Source organism: Herbiconiux daphne, from assembly GCF_024979295.1.
GTDB lineage: Bacteria > Actinomycetota > Actinomycetes > Actinomycetales > Microbacteriaceae > Herbiconiux > Herbiconiux daphnes.
This window is the reverse complement of the sequence record NZ_JANLCJ010000005.1, coordinates 250664-263966: the sequence shown is the minus strand read 5'-3', so window position 1 is coordinate 263966 and position 13303 is coordinate 250664. Positions and strand designations below refer to the sequence as shown.

Annotated in this window: 19 protein-coding genes; 6 read left to right on the top strand and 13 right to left on the bottom strand. The window is 69.9% G+C overall.

The features are described from left to right. Position 1: 1 nt before the first annotated feature. Positions 2–1132: an epoxide hydrolase family protein gene (locus N1032_RS14920; protein ID WP_259539943.1), complete on the top strand. Its 1131-nt coding sequence runs from the start codon at positions 2–4 to the stop codon at positions 1130–1132. On the opposite strand, the gene N1032_RS14915 is transcribed toward N1032_RS14920, so the two are convergent. Then, a complete protein-coding gene (locus N1032_RS14915; RefSeq protein ID WP_259539942.1) occupies positions 1126–1518 on the bottom strand; it encodes a nuclear transport factor 2 family protein in 393 nt (130 codons plus the stop codon). The two genes, N1032_RS14920 and N1032_RS14915, sit on opposite strands and share 7 nt — an antisense overlap. Positions 1519–1618: 100 nt before the next feature. On the opposite strand from N1032_RS14915, the gene N1032_RS14910 reads away from it, so the two are divergent. Then, on the top strand, positions 1619–2449 hold the full coding sequence (locus N1032_RS14910; protein WP_259539941.1) for a helix-turn-helix domain-containing protein: 831 nt from the start codon (positions 1619–1621) through the stop codon (positions 2447–2449). Between the two features lie 103 nt (positions 2450–2552). Here the strand turns inward: N1032_RS14910 and N1032_RS14905 are convergent, their stop codons facing one another. After that, the gene (locus tag N1032_RS14905; RefSeq protein ID WP_259539940.1) at positions 2553–2915 is read right to left on the bottom strand and encodes a type II toxin-antitoxin system PemK/MazF family toxin; all 363 of its coding nucleotides are present in this window, start codon (positions 2913–2915) and stop codon (positions 2553–2555) included. After that, complete coding sequence (locus N1032_RS14900) at positions 2912–3136, bottom strand: ribbon-helix-helix domain-containing protein (protein ID WP_259539939.1); 225 nt, start codon at positions 3134–3136, stop codon at positions 2912–2914. The genes N1032_RS14905 and N1032_RS14900 overlap by 4 nt, the downstream gene beginning before the upstream one ends. 129 nt (positions 3137–3265) lie before the next feature. Here N1032_RS14900 and N1032_RS14895 point away from each other — a divergent pair, with 129 nt between their 5' ends. Next, the gene (locus N1032_RS14895) at positions 3266–3475 is read left to right on the top strand and encodes a hypothetical protein (RefSeq protein WP_259539938.1); all 210 of its coding nucleotides are present in this window, start codon (positions 3266–3268) and stop codon (positions 3473–3475) included. Here the strand turns inward: N1032_RS14895 and N1032_RS14890 are convergent. Beyond that, the gene (locus N1032_RS14890) at positions 3437–4687 is read right to left on the bottom strand and encodes an MFS transporter (RefSeq protein WP_259539937.1); all 1251 of its coding nucleotides are present in this window, start codon (positions 4685–4687) and stop codon (positions 3437–3439) included. The genes N1032_RS14895 and N1032_RS14890 overlap by 39 nt on opposite strands. A gap of 59 nt (positions 4688–4746) precedes the next feature. Between N1032_RS14890 and N1032_RS14885 the strand changes: the two genes are divergently transcribed. Next, positions 4747–5148, top strand: a complete 402-nt coding sequence (locus N1032_RS14885; RefSeq protein ID WP_259539936.1) for a VOC family protein — start codon at positions 4747–4749, stop codon at positions 5146–5148. Here the strand turns inward: N1032_RS14885 and N1032_RS14880 are convergent. The 3 genes from N1032_RS14880 to N1032_RS14870 are packed head-to-tail and all read right to left on the bottom strand — an operon-like array spanning position 5088 to position 7085. Then, positions 5088–5879 (bottom strand): SGNH/GDSL hydrolase family protein, encoded by a 792-nt coding sequence (locus N1032_RS14880; RefSeq protein ID WP_259539935.1) that lies wholly within the window; start codon positions 5877–5879, stop codon positions 5088–5090. The genes N1032_RS14885 and N1032_RS14880 overlap by 61 nt on opposite strands. Position 5880: 1 nt before the next feature. After that, a complete protein-coding gene (locus N1032_RS14875; RefSeq protein WP_259539934.1) occupies positions 5881–6054 on the bottom strand; it encodes a hypothetical protein in 174 nt (57 codons plus the stop codon). After that, positions 6051–7085 (bottom strand): alpha/beta hydrolase, encoded by a 1035-nt coding sequence (locus N1032_RS14870; RefSeq protein WP_259539933.1) that lies wholly within the window; start codon positions 7083–7085, stop codon positions 6051–6053. The genes N1032_RS14875 and N1032_RS14870 overlap by 4 nt, the downstream gene beginning before the upstream one ends. A gap of 99 nt (positions 7086–7184) precedes the next feature. On the opposite strand from N1032_RS14870, the gene N1032_RS14865 reads away from it, so the two are divergent. Next, positions 7185–7751, top strand: coding sequence for a TetR/AcrR family transcriptional regulator (locus N1032_RS14865; protein WP_259539932.1), 567 nt, complete (start codon positions 7185–7187; stop codon positions 7749–7751). Between the two features lie 84 nt (positions 7752–7835). Continuing rightward, the gene (locus tag N1032_RS14860) at positions 7836–8402 is read left to right on the top strand and encodes a YbhB/YbcL family Raf kinase inhibitor-like protein (protein ID WP_259539931.1); all 567 of its coding nucleotides are present in this window, start codon (positions 7836–7838) and stop codon (positions 8400–8402) included. 5 nt (positions 8403–8407) lie between these two features. Here N1032_RS14860 and N1032_RS14855 read toward each other — a convergent pair whose 3' ends face one another. From N1032_RS14855 to N1032_RS14830, 6 genes are all read right to left on the bottom strand, one after another. Then, a complete protein-coding gene (locus tag N1032_RS14855; RefSeq protein WP_259539930.1) occupies positions 8408–9085 on the bottom strand; it encodes a DUF1345 domain-containing protein in 678 nt (225 codons plus the stop codon). Then, positions 9082–9285 (bottom strand): hypothetical protein, encoded by a 204-nt coding sequence (locus tag N1032_RS14850; RefSeq protein ID WP_259539929.1) that lies wholly within the window; start codon positions 9283–9285, stop codon positions 9082–9084. Before N1032_RS14850 ends, N1032_RS14855 begins: the two co-directional genes overlap by 4 nt. Before the next feature lie 137 nt (positions 9286–9422). Further along, on the bottom strand, positions 9423–10259 hold the full coding sequence (locus N1032_RS14845) for an aldo/keto reductase (RefSeq protein WP_259539928.1): 837 nt from the start codon (positions 10257–10259) through the stop codon (positions 9423–9425). 90 nt (positions 10260–10349) lie between these two features. After that, entirely contained in the window at positions 10350–10799 is a 450-nt protein-coding gene (locus tag N1032_RS14840) for a GlcG/HbpS family heme-binding protein (RefSeq protein WP_259539927.1), read from the bottom strand. Beyond that, entirely contained in the window at positions 10799–11665 is an 867-nt protein-coding gene (locus tag N1032_RS14835) for a sugar phosphate isomerase/epimerase family protein (RefSeq protein WP_259539926.1), read from the bottom strand. Before N1032_RS14835 ends, N1032_RS14840 begins: the two co-directional genes overlap by 1 nt. Then, positions 11662–13296 carry a GMC family oxidoreductase gene (locus N1032_RS14830; protein WP_259539925.1) on the bottom strand — a complete coding sequence of 545 codons (1635 nt, stop codon included), beginning with the start codon at positions 13294–13296 and terminating at the stop codon, positions 11662–11664. Before N1032_RS14830 ends, N1032_RS14835 begins: the two co-directional genes overlap by 4 nt. Between the last annotated feature and the right edge of the window lie 7 nt (positions 13297–13303).

Below are 13303 nucleotides of genomic sequence, written 5' to 3'. Positions count from 1 at the left end.
GATGACCTCGCCCTCTTCGGCGCCGCCGGCTACCCCCGCCTCGGTCCTCGCCGACCTCCGGTCGCGCCTCAGCCGCTTCCGCACGGTCGCGACAGCGGATGCCGCCCCCTGGAGCCGCGGCGTCGACGCCGACTACCTCCGCGACCTCGTCGCCTACTGGGCGACCGACTACGACTGGGCGGTGCACGAGCGGCGCATCCGGAGCCTGCCCTGGGTGCAGGCCGGGCAGCACCGGCCGCTGCGGGCGATCCACCAACGGGCGGATGATCCCGCCGCGACGGCGGTGGTGCTGCTGCACGGCTGGCCCGACTCGGTGCTGCGGTTCGAGCGCGTGCTGCCGCTGCTGACCGACCTGAACGTGATCGTGCCCGCGCTGCCGGGGTTCCCGTTCGCGCTGCCGATCGCCGAGGGCGGGCTGTCGTCGCTGCGGATGGCGGATGCCGTCGCCGACGCCGTGGCCGAGCTCGGCTACGACCGCTACCTGATCTCGGCGGGAGACGTGGGGTGCGACGTCGCCGAGGCGCTGGCCGCGCGGCATCCGGAGCGCGTGTCGGCGCTGCACCTCACCGACGTCTCGCAGTACCACTTTCTCGTCGACCCACCCGACGACCTGTCTCGAACCGAGCAGGAGTACGTGCGTCACGGGCACCACTGGCAGGCCGCCGAGGGCGGCTACATGCACGAGCAGTCCACGAAGCCGCAGACGATCGCCGCCGCCCTCGGAGATTCCCCGGCGGGTCTCGCGGCCTGGATTCTCGAGAAGCTGCGCTCGTGGACCGACAACGGCGGTGACCTCGCGTCGGTGTTCACCCGCGACGAGCTGCTCACCTGGATCACCGCCTACTGGGTGACCGACAGCATCGGCACCTCCTTCACCCCGTATGCCGAGGGCGGCATCAAGCCCTGGGGGCGCATCCCGGCGCCGGCCGCCTTCACGGTGTTCCCACGCGATCTGGTGAACGCTCCGCGCGAGTTCGCGGATCGTTTCTTCACCGTGTGGGAGTGGCAGGAGTTCTCCGCGGGAGGGCACTTCGCGGCCTGGGAGCAACCCGCGTCATACGTGCGCGGCGTGCGGTCGGCGGTGGAGCTGAGCGGCGACGGCGAGCGCGTCGCGGGAGCGCCCCCTCAGTGACTCAGATCGGCGAGCACGTGCTCGATGCGGCCGCCGGCGAACGTCAGGTCGAAGGTGCCTCCGATGCGGCCCCCGGGAAAGGTGCCGGTGAACTCCACGTCGACGTGCACCTTCTCGCCCCGCGCCTCGAGCGCGACCAGGCGGGTGCGGGTGTCGTAGCCGACGAAGTACGAGGTGAAGTACTCCGCGATGCCGCTCCTGCCCGGAAAGGCGCGGCCGACGGAGGGGTCGTCGAAGATCGCGTCGTCGGTGAAGAAGCTCAGGTAGCGGTCGAGATCGAACGCGTTCGCCGCCTCGATCCACTCGGCGATGACGGCGGCGTGGGTGTCCGGGGCTTGGACGTCTGGGGCTTGGATGGCTGGGGCTTGGATGTCTGGTGTCTGCATGCATCCCAGTCTGGGAGGGCACCGCGGCGCGAAGAAGGGCGGCCCACCGGGGGTGCACCGCACCCTGCCTCGGCTCACCGGCAGCGGCTAACGTGAAGGCATGACCGACCAGCCCAACGCCCTCGGAGAGTTTCTGCGAGCGCAGCGCGGCCGCGTCACCCCGGCGGCGGTCGGCCTGCCCCAGATCGCAGGACGCCGCGTCGGTGGCCTCCGCCGCGAAGAGGTCGCCGTGCTCGCCGGCGTGAGCGTCGACTACTACACCCGCCTCGAGCAGGGCCGGGAGCGCACGCCGTCGGCCCAGGTGGTCGACGCCCTCAGCACTGCGCTGAAGCTGAGCCCGGATGCCCGTCAACACGCCTATCGGCTGGCTCGGCTCGCCCCGCGGTTCGAGCCGCCGCCGGCTGAGGTGAGCGCCGAGCTGCTGCAGTTGATGGATGCGTTCCCCGGAGCGGCGGCCTACGTGGTCGACCCCGCCTTCCGCGTCATCGCCACCAACGCCACGGCCCGTGCGCTGCTCGGTCCGACGCAGCTCGCGGCGGGCGGGCTCGAATACATCTTCCTGGAGCCCTCGGCGCGCGACTACTTCGTGGAATGGCACGTCGTGGCCCGGGCCTCGGTCAGCGCACTGCGATTCGCGGCGGGCTTCGCCGCCCCGCATCCCGCTGTGCCGCCGTTGGTGGAACGCCTGCAGCAGAACAGCGCAGACTTCAGGTCACTGTGGGCCGATCACACCGTCGCCGGGCTGAACATCACCGAGAAGATCATCGATCACCCCGAGGTCGGCCGACTGGAACTGACCTACCAGACCCTCGACGTGCGCGACGCCCCGGGCCAGCAGCTCACCGTCGCCACCGCTCCCGCGGGATCATCGAGCGCCGACGCCCTCGCCCTGCTCGGAACCATCGACGCCACCCGCCGGGCCGCGCGCTGACCGGACTCCCCCGTGGCCGGCCACGACCGTCGCCCGCCACACGTCGGCAGAGCGACCGCACGTCGGCAGAGCGACAGCACGCCGTCAGTGCATCAGCACGCCGTCAGAGCGACAGGTGGAAGCGCAGCGCGTGGTCGACCTGCTGCATCACCCACCCGGGCGCCGAGCCCCGGATGCCGGCGACCCGCTCGACCGAGACCGTGCGCACCTGTTCCGCCTGCACCTTCGACGTGCTGGTCAAGCCCATCGACTCCAGGGCCTCCCCGTCGACGACGAGCACCTGGAACTCGCCGCGCGCGTTCGACACGTTCGTGGTCAACGGCACGATGGTGATGGTTCCCCGGCCCGTCATGGTGGCCGCTTCATTGGCACCTTCGTTGCTGACCACGAGGCACGGCCGGGTCTTCGACGCCTCTCCGGGTTCAGCGGAGTCGAGGCGCACGGCGACGACCTGGCCTCGCCTCACCGGGCGAGGCCGTCGGCGTCCGCCGCCTGCCACGCACGGGACTCGCCGGAATCGATCCACTCGTCGTTCGCCCTCGCGTAGTCGCTGACGGCCGCGCGCTCCCGAGCAATCCGCACGAGGTCGTGGATGGCGGCCGAACGATTGCCCGACTGCGCGCGGGCGAGCTCGTCGATGAACTCCAGATCGCTCTCGGAGAGACTGACGCTCAGCTTCGTGGTCATACCGAAATGCTACCGCGGTGCGACGGTCACGCGGCTGAGTGTCCCGTGTGCATTCAACCCACCTGCGCGACAACCGTAGATGATCGAAGGAGACCGACCATCACCCATCGAGCGTGAGAGGGGCCCATCGTGGAACCGTTCTGGATCGACGTGATCGCAGCAGTGCTGGCGATCGCACTCATCGTGGTCTTCTTCGTCGTGTGTCACCGCCTTCGAGCCAACGACTACCACCCGAAGGTCGACCCCGCAGACCGGCCCGACAGCTCGCAAGACGCGCGCATCGAGACGGCCAGACGCTTCTCAGACCGAACCGGTTTCGGCGCGGGCGGCGGGGTCTGACCGCGCCTCACCGACCTCGGCGCGGCCTGGTAGGGCGGCGAGCGCCAGACCTGCGGTGACCGCCGACGCGCCCACCACGATCCATGTCACCACCGGGGTGCCCGCGGCCCCCACGATCGCTCCCGCGACGAGCGTGCCGGCCCCCACGCCGAGCGTCATGGCGCTGACGACCCACCCGTTCGCCTCCGTCAGAGCGGCGGCGGGGCTCAGCTGCGCGATGCGCTCGAACACCTGACCGAGCGTGGGAGGCAGCATCAGGCCCGAGATGCCGGCCGCGACGACGTAGGCCCAGGTGGGCAGCGCGGTCGCCGCGAGCGGCAGATAGCCGACGGCCAGCAGAGCTCCGCACGCGGTCAGCAGGCGCGCCGGGGTGGAGCCGAGCGGCCGGATGCCGACCACGGTGGCCCCGATGAGCGCACCGAGCGCGTTGACCGCGAGAATCCACCCGGCGAGCCCGTCGCTGTTCCGCGCCACTTCCGAAGCGGTCGCGACGATGGTCAGCGCGCCGACGGGCACGCCGATGCCGAACGTGCACACGGCGATGCGGGCGACGGCCGGAATGAGGATGGGCGTGCCTACGCGGGGGCGGGCAGCGGCATCCGGATGCCGTCGAACCGAAGCGGCACGGGGTGCGGGGTTGACGACGAACGCTAGCGCCCCGACCAGACCGAGGCCTCCGGCGAACAGCAGGTTGCCGACCGGCCCGAACACGGCGATGCCGGCGACGGTGAGCAGCGGGCCGATGATGAAGATGATCTCCTGGGCGCCGGCATCCAGGCTGAACGCCGCTTTGAGGTGCGGGCCCGGGCTCACCAGTCGCGGCCACAACGCCCGCAGGGCCGGTTCGAGCGGCGGCGTGAACACTCCGGCCGCGGCGGCGAGCGCCACCGCCAGGGCCGGCACCGGCTCGAGGGTCAGAGCCATGCCGGTGAACGCGAGAAAGCTCAGGATGCCGCTGACGGTCAGAATCGCGACCTGGCCGAACCGGTCGATCAGCCGGCCGAGCAGGGGTTGCCCCACAGCGCCGGCGACCACGTAGACCGCGGTCACGAGCCCGGCGAAACCGAAGTCGCCGCTCGTGGAACGCACCAGCTGCACGATCGCCAGGGCGGCCATCGCCCCGGGCAGACGCCCCACCAACGAGGTGAACAGCAGATACCCGGTGTGCGGGGCGCGCAGCACCGAGACGACCGGGTAGGACGAGCTAGTCATGAGGGTCAGTCTTTCGTGTGCGGGCGACATCGCGATGATCCGCGGGGGCCGCGAGCGTCGTGCACGACGTGTCGCCGGGCAACGGCATGCGCATCGTGCAGCTGACGCCTCCGGGTTCGGCCTGCTCGATCGTCATCGGCACCGGGATGTCGGCTGCCGACGCGGCTCCCGTGCAGGGCATCCACCTCGTGGTCGACGACATCGACGCGGCCCGCGCCGAATTGCGGGGGCGCGGTGTCGACGTGTCGCCGGTCTCCGACCTGGGCGGCGGGTTCGCTACGCCTACTTCGCCGACCCCGACGGCAATTCGTGGGCGCTCCAGCAGATTGCCCCACGGCCCGATCTCACGACGAGCTAGCGGCGGCGCCGAACCCGCCGTCGCGTTGCCGCCGTCGTCGGGTCAGCGGATGCGCTCGATCAGCATCTGCGCGACGGCAGCCATCCCCGACGCACTCGGGTGAAAGGGCGCGCCGCCGCGCAGCGTGAGGTGAAACCGGCGGGTCCAGGGCTCCGCCGACCAGGCGTCGTGGTGCCGCGACCGAGCACCGACGTCGAGCAAATCGCAGCCCTCGGCCGCGGCCACCGACGCGAAGGTCTCCGTCAGTCTCGTGGCGACGCCCCTCCCCCACTCGACCAGGTCGCCGCCGCGGTGGCGGCGCAGAACATCCGGCCCCCGACCTGACGCGTCATCGGGCGGCAGGATGGTCAGATAGTCCACCAGCACCACGCGCGCGTCGGGCGCACGGCGCTGCACCTCGCTCACGATCGTGGTGAGGCCGGCAGTCAGGGCACCGAACCGGTCGTCGGTCGTCGCGGCATCCGTCACCGCAGCGACCCGATCGCGAAACCGTGCGAGGTCGCGCACGGGCCACGGAAGGCTCGCCAGGGTGAGTGCGGGCAGGTAGCCGACGTCGTTGCCGCCGGCGGTCAGGGTCACCAGGCGAGTGCGAGCCGTGACCGCGTCGATCTGAGCCGACCGACCCGCCGATGCGGTGAGGATGTCGGTCGTGGTCGCGCCCGAGAAGGTCACGTCGTTCAGGGCCAGCCCGAGGTGCGCCGCGGCGACATGGGCGTAGTTGCTGTCGGAACGGCCGGAGGCACGCGGTGCGCCGGGGCTGCGGGGGCGGAGCCCCGGGCCGGCCGCGAACGAGCTGCCCATCGCCACGTATTCGCTGCCCGGTGGGATCTGCATCTCAGCGCCCGCCCAGAACGAGCAGCGTGTAGGCGACGGCGGCCGAGACGGCGGCGAGCAGCAGCCAGGCCGCGACGAGGAGGGCGCGCCGGAGGGGGCGTTTGCGCGTGCTGTCGAGGGGCGTCGTCACGGTGTTGGTCGTCACGGGGTTGGTCGTGGCGGTGTTTTTCGTCACGGTGTTCCCTCCAGAGAGCCGAGAAAATCGAGGGTCGAGTCGAGTGCGGTCTGCGCCTGCGGCACCGAGAAGTCGAACTGGTACTCGTGGCCGAGGCCGTCTTGCGTGCCGTTCCAGAACAGGGTCGTCACCGGCACGCCTCGGCTCTGCAGCGTGGCGGCGAGTTCGGTCGCCTGCGTGCGGAATGGGTCGGCATCCCCGACGCTGAGGAAGGTGGGCGGAAAAGCGCTCGTCGCCGTCTCGGTGGTGGAGAGCGCGTCGATCTCGGGGTAATCGGTCCAGTCGCGCGATCCGGTGTAGGCCCAGAGGTAGGTGCGGAGCGCCGGGAACCCCGTGGCGGCCACGGTGCGCAGGTCATACAGGCCGCAGAACAGGATCACTCCCCGCAGCTGACCCGGCGCCAGTGCCGGAGCGATGTCGAGCGTCTCGGCCAGCGCGGGGTTGGTCTGCAGGGCGGCGACCTCACCGGCGATCTGCGCACCGGCGGAGTCGCCGCCGAGCACGATGCGGGTCGGATCGCCCCCGTAGTCGGCGGCATGCTTGCTGAGGTAGCCGAGCGCCGCGTTCGCCTGGCGCACCGGCACCGGATGCCGCGACCCGGGCGCCAGCGAGTAGTCGAGGTTCGCCACCAGGTAGCCGTGACCGGCGAGGATGACGACGTAGTCCCGAACGGTGTCGGCCGAACTCGAGATGAAGCCGCCGCCGTGAATCCACAGCACCACGGGCAGAGCGCCCGGGGTGGCGGCCGCCCCGACCGGCGTGGTGATGGTGAGGCCGGCGTCCGGGGTCGCGCTGGAGGTGAGGGTGATGGGGTCGCTCTCCGTGACGGCGGCCTCCACCGCGTCGAAGCCGGCCGGCGGAGTCACTTCGGGTTTCGCTTCGAACACCGCTTCGACGAGCGCGGCGCCGGGCTGCACCGACACGCCGTAGGTGCCGAACGCCGCGGCCAGCCCGAGCAGCACCGCCGTCGCCACGAATGCGAGCCGACGCATCCAGCGCCCCGCGTTCGCCTTCTCTCGTCGCACGACCATCGTGTCAGCTTGGACTATGCAGGTTTGCATAGTCAAGCTGATTTATGCTGAAACACATATCCGCGCCGCGAGGAGCTCGGAGTCGATCGAGGAGTCACGATGGCCAAGGACACCCGTCAGCAGATGATCGACGGAACGGTGCACCTGCTCGCGCGCGGCGGCATGCAGCAGACCTCGTTCGCCACCGTGCTCGAGCACACCGGCGCCCCGCGCGGATCGATCTACCACCACTTTCCTGAGGGCAAAGACCAGCTCGTGTCAGAGGCCGTGGCCCTGTCGGGCGCCCGGTCGATCGCCCTGATCCGGGCCTGGCGAGGCGAGCCCGCCGACGTGATCGCAGAACGCTTCCTCGCCGCCTGGCGCATGCTGCTCACGGCGACGAACTTCAGCGCGGGCTGCGCGGTCGCCGCGGTGACGACTTCCACCGACTCGGCCGAGGTGCGGGAGGGCACGGCGACGGTGTTCCGTACCTGGCGTGAAGAGCTCGCCCTGCTGCTGGCCGAGGGCGGCATCCCCGAGCGTCGCGCCCCCGCCCTCGCCGCCCTGCTCATCGCCGCGGCCGAGGGCGCCGTGCTGATGAGCCGGGCCGAACAGCGCATCGAGCCGTTCGACGACGTCACCGCCGAGGTGCTCGCTCGCGTGAGGGCCGCGCTCGGAACAGACTGATCACCTCGCCGACATCCCGCCGACGCGCGCCGCTCGCCTCACCCATGACCCACGACCCACGACCACCAGCAGAGGAACCCGACCGTGCCCGCAAACCCCCTCGGACGCCTGCTGCGCAATCGCCGCGCCGGCGACGACACGCTCGCCTGGGCGAACCCCGCCCTCCTGGCCCCCGAGAACTTCACCCTCACCAGCCCCGCGTTCGAGCACGGAACGCCCATTCCCGAGAAGCACCGCGGCAGAATCCGCGGCCAGAACATCTCACCCGCCCTCGAGTGGACCACCCCGCCCGCCGGCACCCGCGAGCTCGTGCTCATCGTGCAAGACCCCGACGTGCCGTTCGGCACCCCCGCCTCGCACGCCCTCACGATCGGCATCGACCCCACGATCGCAGGCATCCCCGAGAACGGACTCCGTCAGCCGAGCCCCCTCCCCGGACTCCGCCACGGCAGAGGCGGACTCGGCCGACGCGGCTACTCCGGCCCTCTCCCCATCCGCTCGCACGGGCCCCACACCTACGCGTTCCAGCTGTTCGCCCTCGACCAGAACCTCACCCTGGCCGACCCGTTCACCCTCGATGACACCCTCCACGCCCTCGCGGGGCACGTCATCGGCCGCGCGCGACTCGACGGCACCTACGAGATCCGCTGACGGCGTCAGCGGCCGGCGATGACGCCCTGGATGACCTGTATGGCGACCGCGATGAGAAAGGCGTTGTAGAAGAAGCTCGTCACGCTGTGCAGCACCAGCACGCGCCGCACCTTTCGGGATGCGATGGTCGCCCCCGACACCGCGAACGAGGTGCCGACGGTGAACGAGAGATACAAGAAGTCGCCCAGAGTCGGGTCGTCGTCGATGCCGGGAAAACTGATCATGCTCGCTTCGGGCAGGCGCTCGTAGACGCTCTCGTAGATCTCGGCGAAACCGGTCTGCAGCAGCACCCACGCGACGATCACCCCGACCGAACCGAGCACGCCCACCAGCACCGCTCCGCCCTGACCGGGGGTCGGCGACGCCTCGGTGAGGAGCGTGACGGCGGCGGCCACACCGGTTCCGCTGGCGGCGATCGGCACGATCCAGGACAGGTACTCCAGAACTCTCGCCGGCACCGGGCGGCTGCCTGCCGGGGCGCGGCGGGTGGATCGATTCCGGAACCTCGTGAGCACGAGCACCACGTAGACGACGGCGACGACCTCCCACGCGATGAGAACGGGCAGCGCCGGAACCACGACGTAGACGATCGCCAGGATCGAGATCACCGTGGCGACGGCGATGCTCGCCAGCTCGTCGCCCCGCCGGGGAGGCCGCGGGCGGGGCTCGGCCGACGAGCTCACCCCGCGGGCCCTCTCCGGCGACCCACGACGGCACCGATCACCACGAGCACAAGGCCGACGCCACCGAGGGCCAGCCCGGCGAGCGACAGGATGCCGGCGCCGATGTTCGCGTCGAGTGCGACCGGATCACGCAGAAGCACGGCCACGGCGAGCAGAACGAAGCCCACAGCCAGAAGAATCGTTCCTACGTTCCTGATCATCGGATTCCTTCGGTAGGGGCACCTCCACCGATCGTAATGACCGGGGGCGGCGCCGCCTAGACCATCGGGGCGGCCGGCTCGAGAGGCGGCGCTGACGCGCAGGGTCCACCTCCCGAGCCGGCATCGTGCGGGGCTGGCTAGCCGTTGTAGGTGTCGGGGTCGTCTCCCGTGCGCTGCCCGTTCTCGAGGGTCGCGATGGCCGCTCGGTCTTCGTCATCGAGCGAGAAGTCGTAGACGTCGATGTTCTCGGCAAGACGCTCTGGCGTGATCGACTTGGGAATCACGACGTTGCCCTGCTCGACCTGCCAGCGGATGACCACCTGGGCGACGCTCTTTCCGTGCTTCTGGGCGACTCCCTCCAGGGCGGCGTTCCCGAAGACGCGCCCGCGACCGAGAGGTGACCAGGCTTCGGTGAGGATGCCGTTGGCCGTGTTGAACTCCCTGACCGCCACGTTGGGCAGGCCGGGGTGCAGCTCGATCTGGTTGAGCACCGGCCTGATGTCGGTCTCGTCGAAGAGTCGCTGGAGGTGAGCGGGCTGAAAGTTCGACACACCGATCGACTTCGCGCGTCCGTCTCGCTGAAGCTTCTCGAACGCACGCCAGGTGTCGACGTACTTGTCCACCCCCGGCAGCGGCCAGTGAATGAGATAGAGGTCCACGTAGTCGAGGCCCAGCTTGTCGAGGCTGGTGTCGAACGCCCTCAGGGCACTGTCGTACCCGTGGCTGTCGTCGGCCAGCTTGGTCGTGACGTACAGCTCCGCGCGATCGATCTGCGAGCGACGGATGCCGTCACCCACCCCCACCTCGTTCTGATAGAGCGCGGCGGTGTCGATGCTGCGGTATCCGATCTCGATGGCCGCGGCGACGGCGTCAGCGGTTCCTGAGTCGTCGGGTCCGTAGATTCCGAGGCCTATCTGCGGGATCTCCCGGCCGTCGTTCTGGCGGAGCAGGGGGACTGTGGTCTGGGCATTCATGGGGATTCCTAGTCTGTAGAAGAGATTGCGGTTGTACTGGGCGATGATGCTCGCAACGGCACGGGTCAGCGTCACGGCGTGACGAGAAGGTCAGCTGACGGCGACAGCACTGAGTCGCTCGAGCACGGCGTCGACGGCCGCTTCGGCGATGGCCCGGTCCTCGTCCATGTTGCTCTTGCCCGAGACGCCGATGGCGCCGATCAGCTCGTCCTCGAAATAGATCGGAACGCCGCCGCCGAGGAACACCAGTCCTTCCACCTTGCCGACGCCGTGCACCAGCCAGGCCTCGTCGCGGATCATCTGCCAGAACTCGTGCGTGGCCTTGCCGTTGCCGGCGACCGAGTACGCCTTGTCCTGCGCCAGCTGCGCGGATTGGAAGGGCGCACCATCCATGCGGTCGTAGGAGACCAGATGCCCCGACGGATCGAGAACCGCGATACACGTGAGGCAGTTCCGCTCGATGGAAGCGGCCACCGCCGTGTCGATGGCGACCCGCGCGAGCTCGCGGTTGATGGAGCGAGGTTGCAGAAGCTGGGACATCAGTGTTCCTTTACTTGTCGTGATGGTCGGGATTCGTGGAAAGACTGGTCGGCGAGCACCTGCTCCAGGAACTGCCGGCTGATGCGCGCGGCATCCGCGGGATCGCCGTCGTAGTAGTCGAGCTCGACCATCAGCCAGCTGTCGTAACCGGTCTCGCGGATCGCCTGGATGATGCCGGGAAAATCGAGTTCTCCCTGGCCCAGCGGCAGGAACCTCTTGGTCGAGGAGTTCCAGTCCTTGAGGTGCACGTGCGCGAGCCGGTCGCCGTACTCCCGGATCAGGTGTGCCGGGTCGCCTCCACCGGCGGCGAGGTGGGCCGTGTCGGGGCAGAAGGCGATCGTGGTGAGCGGCATGAGCTCGCTCAGGGCCTCGGGTGTCTCGACGAGCGTGCCGAGGTGCGGGTGGTAGCTCGCCTGCAAGCCGTGCTCGGCCGCGATCTCGGCCGATCGGTCGAGGCCCCGCGCCAGCCGCGAAAGATCGCCGTCTGCCGGGCCGCCCGCGCGTTGGGCTCCACCCCCGACGACGAGCCGGGAGGCGCCGAACTCCGCCGCCAGTTGCGCGGCGCGGCTGATCTTCGCGAACTCCTCCGCCGCGATCTCCTCGAAGATGAAGTTGGCCCCGGTGTAGACGCTGACGAGTTCGAGGCCCGTCTCCTCGAGAACCCTCGAGAAAGCGGATGCGCCGCCCTCGAAATCGAGCAGGTTGCCGTCGAAGACCTCGGTGCCGGTGAAGCCGGCGGCCGCGATGTCTCTGAGCGCATCGGCTGTCGAGCCGTTGGTGCGGTAGAACGAACTCGCGACGCTCGTCACGCCTTCGGGAGTGCCGACGACCCCGCCCCAGGTGATGGTCGGATACCCCAGCTTCATAGTGCAGCCTCCGCGAACACGCGCCGGGATCCGGAGTCGGCCTCGGCTGCGTCCACCGGCGCGAACTCGCGGCCTCGTGCGAACGCCGCGATGCGCTCGGCGGTCATGATCGTGGTCAGCATGCTGTTCGCTGCGGGGGTCGTCGGCACCACCGACGCGTCGGCCACCCTCAGACCCGATATGCCGTGCACCGAACCGTGCTGGTCAACGACCCCGCCCCGATCAGGAGCGGCCATGAGGCAGGTGCCGGTGAAGTGGTAGCCCGACGCCGTCTTGTTCTCGATGGCGGCATCCAGTGCGGCGTCATCGGCCACCGTCTCCGCGTCGAGGCCGATCGGCTCGAGCAGCATCGACGCGAGCGGCTCGCTCGTCAGCACGCTCCAGCCCAACCGCACGATCTCCCGGATGGCGTCGCGGTCGATCTGCTCGCCGAGGTAGTTCGGGTTCACCGCGGGCAGGTCTGCGGCATCCGTCGACACGATGCGAACGGTGCCCACCGAGCGCGGCTTGTTGAGCACGCAGCCCATGCCGGCGACGTTCTCGAGCCCCACTGACCCTTCGCCGGCGAGACCGCGCGTGCCTTCAGCGGTCGTGCGCACGTTCAGGTAGGAGAACATCGTGAGTTGAGCGTCGAGCGACCCCGGCTGCACCGACGTCGACGCCCTGAGCACGGTCTGCAGGCTGAAATCGTCGAGGTGCCACGATCCCTCGCGGGGCGGCGCCAGCAGCGGCACCGAGAAGTGATCTCCCAGATTCGAGCCGACCGGCAGGTCGGAGACCACCGGGATGCCGAGGCTGTCGAGAAGGTCTGCCGGGCCGATTCCGCTGCGCTGCAGGATCGCCGGCGTGATGATGGCGCCGGCGGTGAGCACCACCTCGCCTGCGTCGATGACCTCGCCGCCCACCAGCTCCACCCCGGTCACGACCGTGCCCTGCAGCACGATTCGATTGACGACGGTCTCGGCCCGGATGGTGAGATTCGGGCGGCCGCGCGCTGCATCGAGGTGACTCGCCGCGGTCGAGAGTCGCCGGGTGCCGACGCGGGTCATGGGCGCGGGCCCGAATCCCTCGGCGTTCGGCGCGTTGAGATCCCACGCCTCCTGGTGGCCGAGGCCCCGGCAGGAGTCGACGAACGCCTTCTGAAGCGGCGCGTACTCGTGCTCGTCCGATCTCGAGATCGTGACGAGGCCACCACGGCCGTGGATGGCGAGGTCGGGGGCCGTGTCGTCTTCCATGGCACGGAACGCCGCGAGCGCGTGCGGCCAGTCCCATTCGGGGTTGCCGAGAGCCACCCACTCGTCGTAGTCGGCGGTCGCTCCGCGAAGAGCGATCATGCCGTTGATGGCCGAGCCGCCGCCGATCAGGCGCGCCTGCGGCACGGCGATCAGGGAATCGGCGTTGCCGATCGCGTTGAGGCCCCAGTCGTGGTCGGGGTCGAACTCGGGAGCGTGCCCGCGCATGGGCACGTAGCGCGCGTCCTTCACCCCGACCGGGGTCTCGGAAACGCTCGGGTAGTCGTGTCCGGCCTCGATCAGCAGCACCGTGCGCTGGGCGTCCTCGCTCAGCCGCGCGGCCAGGATGCATCCGGCCGTGCCACCGCCCACGACGACGACATCGAACTTCTCGCCCATTCTCAGT